The following is a 15,512-nucleotide window of genomic DNA, read 5'->3' as shown; positions in this document are numbered from 1 at the left end:
ACAAACTTGTACGATCGTACAAGTTGAGCGATCTGGGGAGGTTCTGGTGGCGTACGTGTACCTGGTCCTGGCGATCGCGGTCGAGGTGGTCGGGACCAGCCTGCTCAAGGCGACCGCGGGCTTCACGAAGTTCTGGCCCACAGCCGGAGTGCTGGTCGCGTACGCGCTGGCATTCCTTTTTATGTCGCTGTCGGTGAAGGTCTTGCCGGTCGGGGTCGCGTACGCGATGTGGTCGGGGCTCGGCACCGCCGCGATCGTCGCGATCGGGGCCATTTTCCTCGGCGAGCCGCTGAGCCTGCTCAAGGTGACCGGCGTGGGCCTCGTGATCGCGGGTGTCGTGGTGCTGAACGTGGGCGGTGCTCATTGACCGGCGCGGCGCGATGAACGCACGGCGGGATCCGCAGAGGCGTAAGCGGGCACTTGCCATGGCGGTCGTCGAGGTGGTGGCCGAGGTCGGCGTCGGACGGACCACGCACCGGATGGTCGCGGCGCGGGCGGGGGTGCCGCTGGGCGCCACCACGTATTACTTTCCGACCCTGGGAGATCTGATCGCGGCGGGCCTGGCGTTGGTGAGCGACTCGACCGTCTGCGAGCTCGACGCCTGGCGTGAGGCCATGTACAGCGGTACCGGTGCGCGGGAAGACGTGGCGGGGGTGCTGAGCCGGCTTGTCGCGCAGTACGTCGCGGATCAGCCCAAGGCGCTGCTCGAGTACGAGCTGTACCTCGCCGCGGCGCGGGCGCCGGCGCTGCGGCCACTGGCCGGGGCCTGGCTCGACGGCGTGCATGAGCTGCTTGCGCCAGCCGTCGGGGATGCCGGGGCTCGGGCGGTCAGCGCGCTCATCGACGGGGTGATGCTCCAGGCCGTCGTCACCGGCGAGCCGATCGATCAGGCCGGACTCGCGGCGGCGATCCGCTGCCTCACAGCGGACGCGCCGCACGCGGCAACAGCACAACGGGGCGATTCCCCGAGGAGAACCGCCCCGTAACGAAGAGTGGGGGCTTACCCGAAGGTTTCGCCGCGGTCGGACTTGGCCAGCAGGAGCGGCGGCGGGGTGAAGCGGTCGCCGTACCGGTCGGCGAGTTCGCGGGCACGGGCGATGAAGCCGGGCAGGCCGCCGTCGTACTGGTTGATGTACTGCAGGACTCCGCCCGTCCAGCCCGGGAAGCCGATGCCCAGGATCGAGCCCACGTTCGCGTCGGCGACGGTGGTCAGGACGCCCTCGTCCAGGCATTTCACGGACTCGATGGCCTCGGCGAAGAGCATCCGCTCCTGCATGTCCGCGAACGGTACGCCGGCGTCCGGGCGCTGGAAGTGTTCACGCAGGCCGGGCCACAGGGCGGTGCGCTTGCCGTCGGTGTAGTCGTAGAAGCCGGCGCCGCCCGAGCGGCCGGGGCGGGCGAACTCGTCGACCATGCGGTCGATCAGGGCGTCGGCGGGGCTGGGGGTCCAGGTGCCGCCGGCGGCGACGATCGCCGCCGCGGTCGCGGTCCGGATCTTCTGGGGCAGGGTGAGGGTGAGCTCGTCGAGGAGTTGCAGCACCGGCGCGGGATAGCCGGCCTGCAGGCTGGCCTGCTCGATCGACGCGGCGGCCACGCCCTCGGCGAGCATGCGCAACGCCTCCAGCGTGAACGTGCCGATGACCCGGCTGGTGAAGAACCCTCGGCTGTCGTTGACCACGATCGGGGTCTTCTTCAGCAGGCGTACCACGGCCAGGGCCTTGTCGAGTGCCTCGTCCGAGGTCTCGGCGCCGCGGATCACCTCGACCAGGGGCATCTTGTCCACGGGCGAGAAGAAGTGCAGGCCCACGAACCCGTCGCGGCGGCGTACCCCCTCGGCGAGCAGCGTGATCGGCAGGGTGGACGTGTTGGTGCACAGCAGCGCGCCCGGTGCGACCACGTCCTCGATCTCGGCGAACACCTTGTGCTTGAGGCCCGGGTCCTCGAATACGGCCTCGATGACGAGGTCGGCGCCGGCCAGGTCGGCGACATCGGCGGTGGGCGTGATCCGGTCTAGCAGCGCCTGGTCGTGCCTGCGCGACTCGGCGTAGGCCTTGCCGCGCCGCGCGGCCTCGAGCGTGACGTCCTTGAGCACGACGTCGAGGCCGGCCTTGGCGCAGACGTACGCGATGGCGGCGCCCATCATGCCGGCGCCGAGGACGGCGACCTTGTTGAACGTGACCGAGGCGGAGCCGCGGGCGTTGGCGGCCTGGAGGTCGAAGAAGAACGCCTTGATCATGTTCTTGGCGATCTGGCCCGTGGCGAGCTCGACGAAGTACCTGCCCTCGATGGTGAACGCGGTGGCCAGGTCGACCTGGGCGCCCTCGACGGCGGCGCACAGGATGTTGCGGGGCGCCGGATACGGAGCGCCCTTGAGCTCCTTGCGCAGCGTCGCGGGGAAGGCGGGCAGGTTCGCGGCGAACGCCGGGGTGCTCGGGGTGCCACCGGGGATCTTGTACCCGGGGACGTCCCACGGCTGCACCGCGCCGGGATTCGCGGCGATCCAGTCGCGCGCCCGGGAGATGAGCTCTGCGGCCGGCACGACCGAGTGGACGAGCCCGGCCTGCAGCGCCTTCGCGGGGCGGTGCCGCTGGCCCTTGAGCAGGACCTGCATGAGCGCCTCGGTGATGCCGAGCATCCGCACGGTGCGCACGACGCCGCCGGCGCCGGGCAGCAGCCCCAGGGTGACCTCGGGGAAGCCGATCTCGATGCGGGTGTCGTCGGCGACGATGCGCTGGTGGCAGGCCAGAGCGAGCTCGAGCCCGCCGCCGAGCGCGGAGCCGTTGATCGCGGCGACGACGGGACGGCCGAGGGTCTCCAACCGGCGCAGCAGGTCCTTCACGAACGTCGTGGAGCGCATGACGTCGGCGGCCTCGCCGGGGCCGATGCTGCCGAGCAGGTCGAGGTCGCCGCCGGCGAAGAACGTCTTCTTGGCGGAGGTGAGGATGACGCCGGTGATGTCCGCCTGCTCGGCGTGCAGCCGGTCGACCGTGGCGGCGAGTGCCTCGGTGAACGCGGCGTTCATGGTGTTGGCGGAGCGGGCCGGGTCGTCCATGGTGAGCAGCACGACGCCGTCCTCACCGCGCTCGTAGCGGATGATGTCCACGTTGCTCCCCCGGTTCACAGTCGCTCGACGATCGTCGCGATGCCCATGCCGCCGCCCACGCACATGGTGGCCAGCCCGTACCGCTCGCCGCGGCGCTCCAGCTCGTCGACGAGCGTGCCGAGCAGCATGCCACCGGTGGCGCCGAGCGGGTGGCCCATGGCGATGGCACCGCCGTTGACGTTGACCTGCTCCAGGTCGAATCCCATGTCGCGGGCGAAGTGCAGCACGACCGCGGCGAAGGCCTCGTTCATCTCGACCAGCGCGATGTCCTCGACGGTCAGCCCGGCCTTGTCGAGGGCCTTGCGGCTGGCCGGGGCAGGGCCGGTGAGCATGATGAGCGGGTCGGCGCCGCTGACGGCGGCCGAGACGATCCGGGCGCGCGGGGTGAGGCCGAAGGCGTTGCCGGCCGCCTCGCTGCCGACGAGGACGAGTGAGGCGCCGTCGACGATGCCGGAGGAGTTGCCGGCGGTGTGCACGTGGTCGATGCGCTCCACCCAGTGGTACCGCTGCAGCGCCACCGCGTCGAAGCCGCCCAGCTCGCCGATGGCGGCGAACGAGGCGGGCAGCGTGCCGAGGCCCTCCATCGTCGAGGCGCGGATGTGCTCGTCGCGGTCGAGCACGACGAGCCCGTTGCGGTCGCGGACCGGCACGACGGAGCCGGCGAAGTACCCGCCGGCCCACGCCTTGGCGGCCCGGGTCTGCGACTCCAGGGCGTAGGCGTCGACGTCCTCGCGGCTGTAGCCGTCCATGGTCGCGATGAGGTCGGCGCCGATGCCCTGCGGCACGAAGCTCGTGGTCAGGTTGGTCTCGGGGTCCATCGCCCAGGCGCCGCCGTCGGAGCCCATCGCGACGCGGGACATGGACTCGACGCCGCCGGCGAGGACGACGTCCTCCCAGCCGGCCCGGATCTTCTGTGCGGCGATGTTCACCGCCTCCAGGCCGGAGGCGCAGAACCGGTTCAGCTGTACGCCGGCGGCGGTCTCGCCCAGGCCGGCCGCGATGGCGGCGATCCTGGCGATGTCGGAACCCTGGTCGCCGACCGGTGAGACCACGCCGAGCACCACGTCGTCGATCCGGGCGGGATCGAGGCCGGGGTTGCGCCGGCGCAGCTCGTCGATCAGCCCGACGACCAGCGAGATGGGTTTGATGCCGTGCAGCGACCCGTTGTGCTTGCCCCGGCCGCGAGGTGTGCGGATGGCGTCGAAAACGAAGGCCTCAGTGCTCACCTACTGAAGAGTAACTACGCCCCGGTCGCGGCACCAGCCCGCTCGGCGGTCAGCAGCAGATACTCCCACGCCATGGAACCGTCGGCGGCCCGGAAACGGCCGGCCAGCTCGTCGAGGGCCAGATCGAGCGCGGCGGTGCGCTCCGGGTCGCCGGCCAGCGCCTGGTAGACGGCGAGCGTGGGGCCGTAGTTCGCCCTGAAGTACTGCCGGAAGCCATCCGGCGCCGCGAACCGCTTGACGCGCACGGACCCGGTGCGGGCCTCGACGCCGGCGACCCGGTCGCCGAGCAGCTCGCGCACGTGCGCCTCGTCGCCCCACAGCGGCGGCGACTGCGCCCCGGGCGGCGGCGGGGCGTTGAACGGTCGCATCGCCGCGAACAGCTGCCCGACGAACCCGGCCGGGGTCCAGCTGAGCAGCCCGATCGTCCCGCCGGGCCGGCACACTCGGACGAGCTCGTCGGCGGCGGTGCGGTGCGACGGTGCGAACATCACGCCGACGCAGGACAGCACGGTGTCGAACTCGGCGTCGGCGAACGGCAGGTCCTCGGCGTCGGCCTCGACCCAGGCCAGGCTGGCGTCGCGGGCCTCGGCGAGCCGCTGCCCGGTTGCCAGCAGTTCCGGCGTGAGGTCACTCGCCGTGACGTCGGCGCCGGTGAGCGCGGCGGGGATGGCGGCGTTGCCGGTGCCGGCCGCGACGTCGAGGACCCGCTGACCGGCGGTGACCCGGCAGGCCTCGACCAGTAAGGTGCCCAGCTCGGGGATGATGTCGGCGGCGACCGCGGCGTAGTCCCCGCAGGCCCAGACGGCGCGATGCTGCTCCTTCAGTGGTGTACTCATACCGCCACGCTACGTACACCCGGGAGGAGGCCCCGTCACCCGATGCCCCACTCCCTGAGGACCTCGGCGGTGTGCTGCCCGGGCAGCGGGGGCGGGCCCGCAGGCGCCGGGACCGGGTGCGACAAGCGCGGGGCGGGCGCGGGTTGCGGTACACCACGCAGGGTCAGGAACGTGCCGCGGGCGGTGAGATGGGGGTCGGACCGTGCCTCGGTCAGGGAGAGGACCGGGGCGACGCAGGCGTCCGTGCCGTCGAACAGCGCCGCCCACTCGTCCCGGGTCTTCTCCCGGAACGCGGCGGCGAAGCGCTCACGCAGCACCGGCCACCGCGCCACGTCGTACTGCTCGGGCAGGCCGGTGAGGCCGAGACGGGCGACGAGCTCGGCGTAGAACCGCGGCTCCAGGGCGCCGACGGCGACGTGGCGGCCGTCGGCGGTCTCGTACACGTCGTAGAACGGGGCGCCGGTGTCGAGCAGGTTGACGCCGCGCTCGTCGCGCCACAGCCCGGCGCCCAGAAGGCTGTGCAGGATCAGCCCGAGGTGCGCGGCGCCGTCGACGATCGCGGCGTCGACGACCTGGCCGCGTCCGCCGCGCAGCGCGGCGAGGATGCCGACGACCAGATACAGCGCGCCGCCGCCGTAGTCGCCGAGCAGGTTGACCGGGACCTGCGGCGGCCCGCCGGCCCGGCCGAGCGCGTGCAGGGTGCCGGTGCGGGCCAGGTAGGTGATGTCGTGGCCGGCGGACGCGGCGAGGGGGCCATCCTGACCCCAGCCGGTCATCCGCCCGTACACCAGTGCCGGGTTGCGGGCCAGGACCGGCTCGGGGCCGACGCCGAGGCGCTCGGCCACGCCGGGCCGGAAGCCCTCGATGAGCACGTGCGCACGCTCGGTGAGGGCCAGCACCGTCTCGACGCCGGCGGGCTGCTTGAGGTCCACCGCTACGGAGCGTTTGCCTCGGTTGACCAGGTCGCCGGCGGGCGGCGGGCCGAGCGGCGAACCGGTCCCGGGCCGGTCGACGCGCACCACGTCGGCGCCGAGGTCGGCCAGCATCATCGCGGCGAACGGGCCGGGGCCGATCCCGGCCAGCTCCACCACGCGCAGGTCCCGCAGCGGTCCATCCCTCATGCGAGCAAGCTACCGCTCGGTCCGGCAGACGAAGACCCCCCAGCCGAGATATCTGCGCTGGTACCGCAGGTGCGTGCGCCGGCAGGTCTCCAGGTACTCACGCATCGCGGGCGCGTCGGGCGAGGCGGCGTTCTCGCGCAGCCAGTCCGACACGGTCCACCACTGCGACGCGGTGTACCGGTCCCAGCTGTCGGGGTCGGCGAGGACCATCTCGACGAGTTCCAGCCCGGCCGCCTCGATCCGGTCGAGCGTGCCCACCAGGGTCGTGAAGTCCTCCTTCGGGAGCCCGAGTCCGGTGTACGCCTGGTCAGGAGTGTCGTCGGCCCAGTACGGCTCGCCGATGAGCAGCAGGCCGCCGGGGCGTACGACCCGGCGCATGAGCGCGACGGTGCCCGCCAGCCCGCCGCCGATCCAGGTGGCGCCGATGCAGGACACCACGTCGTACTGCGGATGATCGGCCTGGACGGCCATTTCGGTCAGCACCTGCGCGCCCTCGCCCAGGGTGAACGTGACCCGGCCGGCCACGCCGAGTTCGGCGGCGCGGGCGCGGGCGGCCGGCACGAACACTTCGCTGATGTCCACGCCGTGGCCCTCGATGCCGAACGCGTCGGCCCACCGGCACAGCATCTCGCCCTTGCCGCTGGCGATGTCGAGCTGCCGCTGCCCGGGCCGCAGCCTGCACACCTCGCCGAGCAGCATGAGCTTGTCCTCGGTGAACGGGTTGAGGATCCGGTGCCCGGCCTCGGCGATCTCGTGTATGCGCAGCACGTCCATGCCCGCGACCGTGTCAGTGTCCCGGTGCGCTGTCCACGGATTTAGCGTGTTCGGCCGCCGTGCCAGGCGGTTCCCGGCGGCTCGCGGTACCCCGGGAATGAACGACCCCGCCGCGGCCAGGACGACCGCGGCGAGCCCTGGCCGCACGCCCCGCCGATGCGCGAGCGCCGCCACCGCGACGCCCCCGAAGATGATCAGCAGCAGCTGCGCACCGTTCACGTCTGATCACGCTAACGGCAGATGCTCCCGTTGCTCCCCGGCCCGCCTACAGCGGGGCCGCCATGAACTCGTGAGCGCCCCGCAGCCGGGTGCGCAACAGCTCCCCGGCCATCCGCGTGTCGAGCCGGACGTCACCCGGCCGCCCCGAGCTATTAGCGGTCCGTAGCCGCGCCGGGTCGAGGCCGTCCCGCTTCGCGACGAGCACCCCGAGTTCGTACCGGCTCACCGCGTCCGAGCCGGCGACGTTGATCACCCCGTGGAAGTCCCCCGCCGCGATCTCGAGCAGGGCGTCGGCGAGGTCGTCGACGTGGACCGGCTTGCGGATCTCGTCGGTGAACAGCGCCCCGTCGAGCCGCCCCGCGATCAGGTCGTAGGTGAGCTGTTCGTGCCCGCCCTTCCCTTCGGCGAGGATCAGCGAGGTGCGCACGATCGCCGCCCCGGGCGCGATGGCTCGCACGGCGGTCTCCGCCGCCGCCTTTGCCGCCCCGTACCGATACACCGGATCCGGCTCGTCACTTTCCGTGTACTCACGCCCGGCCCGCCCGGAGAAGATCGCATCGCTGGAGACGGTCACGAGCCGCACCCGGTCGGCACAGGCCAGCGCCACGTTGGCCGCCCCGTCGGCATTGATCGTCCAGTCGTTGCGGTCGCGTCCGGCGGCCGCGTGCACAACGGCGTCGGGCCGGACCAGTTCCACCGCGTGACGCACCGCATGCCGATCGCGTATGTCGAGCCGAGCCCAGGAGATCGCCTGGTCGTCGGACCCATCGTCATCGCGTGGATTGACGTGCGTGCCGAAGACGGTGTGCCCGGCGCCGACTGCTCGCGCCGCGACCCGGCTGCCCAGCGATCCGGTCGCCCCGATGATCAGGATTCGCGTCATGAGTATCAGTAATACCGTAGGGCTATCCGGAGATCGCTCCGCGGCGTGACGTGGCCCTCGACGTCCCACCCGTACGGTCCGCGCCATGACGACCGACCGTGACCGTGCCATCGACGCCCTGCGTGCCATCGCGATCGTCGGCGTGGTGCTCGGCCACTGGCTGGTGACCGCCCTGGTCGTGGACGGCGGCAGCACGATCCGGGTGGTGAGCCCGCTGCGCGCGGTACCGTGGCTGGCCCCGGCGTCGTGGCTGTTCCAGACGCTGGCGTTGTTCTTCTTCGTCGGCGGGCTCGTCGCCGCCCGCTCGTCCATCGACCACTACGGCCGGTGGCTGCGCGCCCGCCTCGACCGCCTCTTCCGCCCGGTGATGGTGCTACTGACCGTGTGGACCGCACTGGTCGCCGTGGCGACCGCCTGGCATGCCGTAGTCGCTCCCACGCGCTCCGCCGTCGATCGGCCCACCGGCGCTGGTGATGCGGTCAGCGACTGGCTGTCGATACTCACCTCACGAACTGTGCTGAAGCTGGTCGCCTCGCCGCTGTGGTTCCTGCTCGTGTTCGCGGTTTTGACCGCAGCGACTCCGCTGGTCCGCCGCCTGCACCCCGCCTGGCCACTGGCCGTTGTGGCCGCAGTCGACCTCATTCGCTTCGGCCCGGAGCGTTTCGGGGTGGCGCGCTTCCCTCGACCTTCCCCGGCTTGAACAGCTCCGAAGTGGCGGGCTTCCTCTCGGCCCGCCCCGGCCTGTCCAGCCTCGGCCTGGGCGCGCCGACCCCTCTTGGCCTGGACGAATTCGGGCTGGGCGCGGTGGCCCGTCTCGATCTGGACCACTTCGGGCTGGACCGCCCCGGGCTGGCCGGACTGGCCGGGTCGGCCTGGGTGGGCTGGGTGAACCTGGCCGCCGGCTGGCTGGTGCCGTTCTGCCTGGGCGCGGCCTGGACGAGGGGCCGGTTCCGGTCCCGGGCCGACGCCTGGTTGATGCTGATCCTGGGCGCTGCGGCAACGGTGGTACTGACGCGCTGGTTCGGCTACCCGGTGTCCATGGTCGGCGTCCCCGGGCAGGGCGTGTCCAACCTCAACCCACCCACCCTGGCCGCGGTCACGTTCGGTATCGCCCAATGCGGGGCTGCGCTACTGCTGATGCCGGTCCTGCGTCGCGCCATGCAGCGCCCAAAACTGTGGCTCGCGGTAGCGATCGTCAACCTCTCCGCAATGACGATCTTCTTGTGGCACCAGACGTCCCTGATCGCCGTGACCCTGCTGGCGCCGCCGGTCCGGCCGGGCCTGCACACCGTCCCGCAGGCCGCGTCCTGGCTGGCCGCGAGGCTGCTGTGGCTGCCGGTGTTCGCGGTGTCGCTGGTGATCTGCTGGCTGTTGTTCCACCGTTTCGAACGCCGTCCCGGTCTGCCCTCGTCGCCGCTCTCGTTGTCGCGCCTTTCCCCGTCGGCAGCCCCGCCCGCAACGCCACTGGGAGGCAGCCCGGCCGGCTCCTCACGTTCCGCTCCCGGCATCGCGCCGCCCCGCGTGACAAGCGGTGTGCGGCGGGCGGGGATACGCTGGTGGTGAACATGGACGGCGTGATTGTCATGGTGTTGTTGATCTTTTTGGTCGTCTTGGCGGTCGTCGGGTTCTCGGCGAGTGCCCGGATCGTCCGGCAGTATGAGCGCGGTCTGGTCTTCCGGCTGGGGCGGCTGCGGGAGGCCACCCGTGGGCCGGGGCTGTGCATGATCATGCCGGCGATCGACCGGATGCAGAGGGTGAGCCTGCAGATCGTCACGTTGCCGGTGCCTGCGCAGGACGGGATCACGCGGGACAACGTCACGGTCACGGTGGACGCGGTGGTGTACTTCCGGGTCGTCGACCCGGTCCGGGCCGTCGTCAACGTGCAGGACTACATGTTCGCCGTGCTCCAGGTGGCGCAGACGTCGCTGCGGTCGATCATCGGCAAGAGTGATCTCGACGAGCTGCTGACCAACCGTGAGCGGCTCAACCAGGGCCTCGAGGTCATGATCGACAGTCCGGCGATCGAGTGGGGCGTGCACATCGACCGGGTGGAGATCAAGGACGTGTCGCTGCCGGAGTCGATGAAGCGGTCGATGTCGCGCCAGGCGGAGGCCGAGCGCGAGCGGCGCGCGCGGATCATCACCGCCGACGGTGAGCTGCAGGCGTCGCGCAAGCTGGCCGACGCCGCGGCCGCGATGGGGCAGACCCCGACGGCGCTGCAGCTGCGGTTGCTGGAGACGGTCGTCGAGGTGGCCGCCGAGAAGAACTCCACGGTGGTACTACCATTCCCGGTCGAGCTGCTGCGCTTCCTCGACCATCAGTCACAGGTCCCCGCTACCGCGCCATCAGACGTAGAGCTTTCCGCGAGGCACGCACACGTCCAGGCGGCATGATTACCTCGAGAGCTTTCGCTGATTCAAGCGAAAGCTAGCCCATATGCACAATGAGGACCTGGACATTCCGAGCCGAATTCCCCGGCTGTGTGCAGCGCGGCACGACGCGTGGCGATCGTGCTGTTCACCCTGTCGCGCACAAGGCAGCGACAGCTCGGAGCTCTCCGGCAACGCGGCGCATAGGGTCTGACCATGGGGCGCCCCATAGCCGCAACGCCGCAGGCCGGGGCTGTCGGCCAGTGCGGCCGGGATCGGGATTCCTGGTCGCACCGGGTGCATGGTCCGTCATCGACGCCAGCCGCTGACGAGTAACGCCGACGGCCTTCGTTGCGCTCCTTCACGCACTACGCGTAGACCGCCCGCGGCGATTTCCGTCTCGCCGTGGCGAACTTTTGTTCTTACGTACCGAAGTTTTGTCAATCAACAGATAACTTCTGGCGAGTCAACTCTTTCTTTCGAAAGAATCGACGTATACGGTGACGGCTATGCGTTGACCGAGTCAGTGCTCGCCCCGCTCCGTGGGATCCCGGCGAGCACTGAGGCGCAGCTCGGTCCAACGTCGATGCCACGCCAAGCGATCGATCCTGCTGCACACCTTCCCTCCGGGCGTGCCGCACCAACACCACCCCCGTTCCCCGGCCGGATGTGTCCGCAAACGGCTGCTGTCTCGCGTTTTCGGCGGCCTGCGCGTCCGGCAACACCCGCGGAGGAGGTTTCATGTCCAGCGGTCCAGACCGACGCCACGCCGGGGTTCGCCGGCCCGCCCGCCCTCATCGCTTCACTGCTGGTCGCAACGAACAACTTCTTCAACCTCAACTGGGTGGAGTTCGGGGGGCCAGGGCGTGAGCACGCCCTGGCACCACCTATCCGGGGCGGGGTGCGTCACCCCGCAGCAACGCCGCACCCCGCCCCGGTATGAACCACACGCACAACAGCGAAGGAGCGACAGTGTCCAAGAACCTCAGCCGTCGCCGGTTCATCACCGGCGCAGGCCTCACGGCGGCCACCGCGTTCACCCCGCTCGGCCCGGCCGCCGTCTTCTCGCCCACCGGGGCGAGTGCCGCCAACGGCCGGCTCATCCCCAACCCCAAGATCGGCACCATCACGTACAGCCAGCGTGACGTGCCGACCCGGATCGGTATCGCCGCGAGCGCCGCGCTCGGCGTGGCCCCGACGATGGGTTACCTGGGCGGCCCCAACTTCCCGCACGACCCGACCGACCTCGGGCCGCTCGTGCCGCTGCCGGGTGGTTGGCTGGAGCTGTTCGAATTCCTCGCGAAGGCCGGTTTCCACCAGATCGAGTTCGCCGGCTACGGCCAGCACGCCGCCAACCCGGGCGGCGCCGCGCCCAACCCGGCGCCGGGCGGGACGACCACCGCGGAGTCGCGCGCGGCGTACCTGGCCTACGCCCGGACCCTGCGCGGGTTCCTCGACAGCTTCGGGCTGGAGGCGATCGGTAACCACGGGTACGTGCCGAACACGTGGAACGGCCCGAGCAGCGCCGGCGGCGTGATGACCGCCGAGGATTACAACCGGTTGCAGACCGAGCTCGAGTTCGCCGCGATCCTCGGCATGCCGTTCATGGGCACGGGCAACGACCCGACGAGCGCCAACAACCGCAACGTCGAGCCGTGGACGGTCGCGGGTGAGAAGTGGAACGCGCTGAACGAGATCAGCGTGAAGCAGTGGGGCATCCAGATGTACACCCACAATCACGCGCCGGCGTACCACTTCCTGCAGGACGGTCCCATGGTCACCGTGACCCAGGACCGGATCACCGGCGCGCCGATCACCCCGAGGCAGGTCCGCGGCGAGTCCGGCAAGCGGCTCATGCAGCACTACCTCGACGTCACCGACCCCAAGCTCGTCGTCATCGAGATGGACGTGTACTGGGCACACGTGGCGCAGCACCAGCACCGCTGGCGCTACGACTGGAACGGCAACCGCGTCGAGGACATCTTCGACCCGACGGCCCAGGTCGCGAAGCAGACGAAGCGGTACGCGCTGTTCCACGCCAAGGACGGTGACGCGACCACGCAGCCCAATGGCGTGGGCGACGGCTACACGATGATCCCGTTCGGCGACCCGCGTAGCGACATCAACTACTCCGGGTTCTTCCGGGGCATCGGCGCCAAGGGCTGGCACAACCCGAACTACGAGCAGGACAACGCCCCTGGCGGCAACGCGGATCCCGGACAGTCGCTGCGTTTCTCCAAGATCAGCGCCGCTGGCATGGCGGGCCTGCGCGGCTGATCCCCAGTACCGATGGCCGCCCCCTGGACCCCCGGGGGCGGCCATCGCCGGGTCATGTGGCAGCGCCCACCGGCGCCGTGATTGTCCGGTTCGGCGGGTCACAGGGCCCGCCGGCCTCGGCCGTCACCCGGAAGTCCCGCCGGGTGGCGGCCGCCGGAGCCGGGTCGCGCGTCAGCCGTGACGTTGGGTCGTGGACTTGCGGGCGCCGTTGGGCCCGAGCAGGCCGAACACCTCGGTAAGCACCGGCGCCGCCTTCCGGCTCGTGCGGTCGGGATCAGTCGGCAGACATTGGGTGGAGGCATGCCCGAGCCGGGCGACGCTGTCCGGCACGCAGGAGGGGAGGCTCCGCGTCAGGCCGGCGCGAGGACGTGCCCTCCCGGCGCGCCACCGGCGCAGCGTCAGACATACCTGCCGCCGCGACATACCCAGCTCCGCAGCCGCATGCCCTACCACGCCGGCGCCAGCCAACGGCCCGATCGCCGAAGCGCGGTGCACCGCCAGGCCCCACACGTCGTCCGGGACCGCCGACAACCCACGCTCGGCGACCTGACCGGGCTCATCGTCCACCTCCGAACCTCCGCGGCGATCACCTGACCCGCACTCCTCTGCACACGTCCGCAAAGACCCTGGTCACTCGTACAGAGGACTGCGGACAATGACACCGGAAACGGTCGTTTCCGGGACTGCTACCTTCTTTCGCCGTTCTGGCGTGGTCGAACGCCGGGGCGGGGTGCGGACGGCGCCGATGTTGGCGGCGATAACCAGCGCGATGGCCAGCCCTTCGACAGTGGTGAGCTGCTGATGCAGGACGACGTAGCCGGCGAGCGCAGCGACGGCGGGTCCGAGGCTCATCAGCACGGCGAAGGTCGTCGTGGGCATGCGGCGTAGTGCCAGCAATTCCAGGGTGTAAGGCAGCACGGTGGAGAGCAGCGCCACGGCAGCGCCCATCGCCAGGATGGAAGGGCTCAACAGCGCGGTTCCCGCCGCGCCAGCCCCCGAGGGAAGAGTGATCACTGCGGCGGCGGTCATGGCCAGGGCCAGGCCGTCAACCTTGGGGAAGCGCTGCCCGACCCGCGCACTGGCCATGATGTATCCGGCCCACATGGCGCCTGCAGCGACAGCGAAGCCGATCCCGGCCGGGGTGAGCCGGTCGAATCCGACGCTGCTCAGCAAGGCCACACCGGCGGCGGCGAGGCCGGCCCACAGCCAACTCGCCACGCAGCGAGCGGTCACCACGGACAGCACAAGCGGCCCCAGCACCTCCAGCATCACCGCGGGACCGAGCGGGATGAGCTCGATCGCGTGGTAGAACAGCGTGTTCATGCCGGCGAGCGCCACGCCGAATCCGCCGATCAACAACCAGTCCGTGCACCGATATCCCCGCACGCGGGGCCGGCAAACGGCCAGCAGCACCAGGGCCGCGATCATCAGCCGCATCGTCAATACCCCGTCCACCCCAATCCGGGGAAACAGCAGCGCCGCGACCGCGCCGCCGAACTGCACGGACAGCACGGCTCCCAGCACCAGCCCTACCGCTCCGGCACCTGCGCCGGGGTGCCGTGTCGAGGGCACCGGGACGTCGGCGGAGCTGAGAACGTTGACCATGCGGTCGACACTAGGAGTCACCCCATGGCAACTGAAATGCTGATCTCGCTGCGGTTATGCTCTGCCGTTATGACCGTGGAGTTGCGGCATCTGCGTGCCTTCCTCGCCATCGCCGACCAAGGCACCATCACCCGGGCGGCGGCCCGGCTGCACGTGGCCCAGCCCGCGCTCTCCCGCACACTGCGCCAACTGGAAGCCCACCTCGGTGTCCGCCTGATCGACCGGTCCACCCATCACCTACGGCTCACCGCTGCCGGACACGCGTTCCAGCCCCGGGCCGCCGCCGCGGTCGCGGCCGTCGACGAGGCACTCGATCCGGCCCGCGCCGGGACATGGCCACTACGCCTCGGCCACGCCTGGTCAGCACTGGGCGAACACACCACGCCCCTGCTTCGACGCTGGAAGCAGGAACGCCCGCACACACCACTGCAGCTCCTGCGCGTCGACGATCGAACCGCCGGGCTCGACCACGGCACCGTCGACGTCGCCGTCATCCGGGGCGAGGTCGACCTGCCCGCCGAGGTGCACACCGTGGCCCTGCTGATCGAGCCGCGCGTCGCCGCTGTCGCCGCCGACAGCACCCTCACCCAGAAACCACGACTCACCTTGCACGATCTCAGCACCGAGTCGATCGCCGTCAACACCGTCGCCGGCACCACGACCCTCGACCTCTGGTCTCCGGACGAAACCCCGGCCGACACCATTGAGGTCGCCAACACCGACGACTGGCTTGCTGCCATCACCACCGGCCACGCTGTCGGCGTAACCACCACTGCCACCGCAGCCATGTACCCGAACCCCGCCGTGGCCTACATCCCACTCATCGACGCCCCGGCTGTCACCGTCTACCTCGCCTGGAAGCAACCACCAAGCCACCCCGCCGTATCAGATCTCATCGCCCTCACCCGGCGGCTCATCACACCACCGCACGAAAAGACCACCATTGCCTAGCGTTGTTTCGGGCTGAAAGCTACGGACGGCCCAGGACGCAGAACTCGTTGCCCTCGGGGTCGGCGAGGACGACCCATGGGACGTCGTCCTGGCCGACGTCGGTGAGCGTCGCGCCGAGGGTCCGCAGCCGGGCCACCTCCGCCGCTTG

Annotated in this window: 16 protein-coding genes; 7 read left to right on the top strand and 9 right to left on the bottom strand. The window is 70.7% G+C overall.

Translation table 11 applies throughout. The features are described from left to right. The first annotated feature begins 46 nt into the window (after positions 1–46). Complete coding sequence (locus AB0367_RS36690) at positions 47–367, top strand: multidrug efflux SMR transporter (RefSeq protein ID WP_366231122.1); 321 nt, start codon at positions 47–49, stop codon at positions 365–367. 58 nt (positions 368–425) lie between these two features. Beyond that, positions 426–986: a TetR family transcriptional regulator gene (locus AB0367_RS36685; RefSeq protein WP_366231121.1), complete on the top strand. Its 561-nt coding sequence runs from the start codon at positions 426–428 to the stop codon at positions 984–986. A gap of 14 nt (positions 987–1,000) precedes the next feature. On the opposite strand, the gene AB0367_RS36680 is transcribed toward AB0367_RS36685, so the two are convergent. From AB0367_RS36680 to AB0367_RS36655, 6 genes are read right to left on the bottom strand one after another with little or no spacing between them, the layout of a single operon-like run. After that, the gene (locus tag AB0367_RS36680; protein WP_366231120.1) at positions 1,001–3,103 is read right to left on the bottom strand and encodes a 3-hydroxyacyl-CoA dehydrogenase NAD-binding domain-containing protein; all 2,103 of its coding nucleotides are present in this window, start codon (positions 3,101–3,103) and stop codon (positions 1,001–1,003) included. Positions 3,104–3,117: 14 nt separating this feature from the next. After that, positions 3,118–4,329: an acetyl-CoA C-acetyltransferase gene (locus tag AB0367_RS36675; protein ID WP_366231119.1), complete on the bottom strand. Its 1,212-nt coding sequence runs from the start codon at positions 4,327–4,329 to the stop codon at positions 3,118–3,120. Between the two features lie 14 nt (positions 4,330–4,343). Beyond that, the gene (locus AB0367_RS36670; RefSeq protein WP_366231118.1) at positions 4,344–5,165 is read right to left on the bottom strand and encodes a class I SAM-dependent methyltransferase; all 822 of its coding nucleotides are present in this window, start codon (positions 5,163–5,165) and stop codon (positions 4,344–4,346) included. A gap of 35 nt (positions 5,166–5,200) precedes the next feature. Then, positions 5,201–6,286, bottom strand: coding sequence for a CaiB/BaiF CoA-transferase family protein (locus tag AB0367_RS36665; protein WP_366231117.1), 1,086 nt, complete (start codon positions 6,284–6,286; stop codon positions 5,201–5,203). A gap of 9 nt (positions 6,287–6,295) precedes the next feature. Continuing rightward, positions 6,296–7,279 (bottom strand): methyltransferase domain-containing protein, encoded by a 984-nt coding sequence (locus tag AB0367_RS36660; protein ID WP_366231116.1) that lies wholly within the window; start codon positions 7,277–7,279, stop codon positions 6,296–6,298. A 46-nt stretch (positions 7,280–7,325) separates the two neighbouring features. Beyond that, positions 7,326–8,162 (bottom strand): sugar nucleotide-binding protein, encoded by an 837-nt coding sequence (locus tag AB0367_RS36655; RefSeq protein WP_366231115.1) that lies wholly within the window; start codon positions 8,160–8,162, stop codon positions 7,326–7,328. An 85-nt stretch (positions 8,163–8,247) separates the two neighbouring features. On the opposite strand from AB0367_RS36655, the gene AB0367_RS36650 reads away from it, so the two are divergent. The 4 genes from AB0367_RS36650 to AB0367_RS36635 all read left to right on the top strand — a co-directional run bounded on the left by AB0367_RS36650 (position 8,248) and on the right by AB0367_RS36635 (position 12,808). Beyond that, positions 8,248–8,862, top strand: coding sequence for an acyltransferase (locus tag AB0367_RS36650; RefSeq protein ID WP_366231114.1), 615 nt, complete (start codon positions 8,248–8,250; stop codon positions 8,860–8,862). Then, a complete protein-coding gene (locus tag AB0367_RS36645) occupies positions 8,859–9,725 on the top strand; it encodes an acyltransferase family protein (RefSeq protein WP_366231113.1) in 867 nt (288 codons plus the stop codon). The genes AB0367_RS36650 and AB0367_RS36645 overlap by 4 nt, the downstream gene beginning before the upstream one ends. Positions 9,726–9,727: 2 nt before the next feature. Further along, positions 9,728–10,555, top strand: a complete 828-nt coding sequence (locus AB0367_RS36640; protein ID WP_366231112.1) for a slipin family protein — start codon at positions 9,728–9,730, stop codon at positions 10,553–10,555. A 948-nt stretch (positions 10,556–11,503) separates the two neighbouring features. Continuing rightward, the gene (locus tag AB0367_RS36635; RefSeq protein WP_366231111.1) at positions 11,504–12,808 is read left to right on the top strand and encodes a hypothetical protein; all 1,305 of its coding nucleotides are present in this window, start codon (positions 11,504–11,506) and stop codon (positions 12,806–12,808) included. A 171-nt stretch (positions 12,809–12,979) separates the two neighbouring features. Here the strand turns inward: AB0367_RS36635 and AB0367_RS36630 are convergent, their stop codons facing one another. Then, the gene (locus AB0367_RS36630) at positions 12,980–13,375 is read right to left on the bottom strand and encodes a hypothetical protein (RefSeq protein WP_366231110.1); all 396 of its coding nucleotides are present in this window, start codon (positions 13,373–13,375) and stop codon (positions 12,980–12,982) included. A gap of 63 nt (positions 13,376–13,438) precedes the next feature. Next, positions 13,439–14,413, bottom strand: a complete 975-nt coding sequence (locus AB0367_RS36625; RefSeq protein ID WP_366231109.1) for an EamA family transporter — start codon at positions 14,411–14,413, stop codon at positions 13,439–13,441. 69 nt (positions 14,414–14,482) lie between these two features. Between AB0367_RS36625 and AB0367_RS36620 the strand changes: the two genes are divergently transcribed. Beyond that, positions 14,483–15,364, top strand: coding sequence for a LysR family transcriptional regulator (locus tag AB0367_RS36620; RefSeq protein WP_366231108.1), 882 nt, complete (start codon positions 14,483–14,485; stop codon positions 15,362–15,364). 19 nt (positions 15,365–15,383) lie between these two features. On the opposite strand, the gene AB0367_RS36615 is transcribed toward AB0367_RS36620, so the two are convergent. Further along, complete coding sequence (locus AB0367_RS36615; protein WP_366231134.1) at positions 15,384–15,500, bottom strand: VOC family protein; 117 nt, start codon at positions 15,498–15,500, stop codon at positions 15,384–15,386. Positions 15,501–15,512: the final 12 nt, after the last annotated feature.

Source organism: Dactylosporangium sp. NPDC051484, assembly GCF_040689395.1.
Classification (GTDB): domain Bacteria; phylum Actinomycetota; class Actinomycetes; order Mycobacteriales; family Micromonosporaceae; genus Dactylosporangium.
Note: the sequence above shows the minus strand (reverse complement) of the source record. Positions and strands in the feature narration are given on the sequence as shown.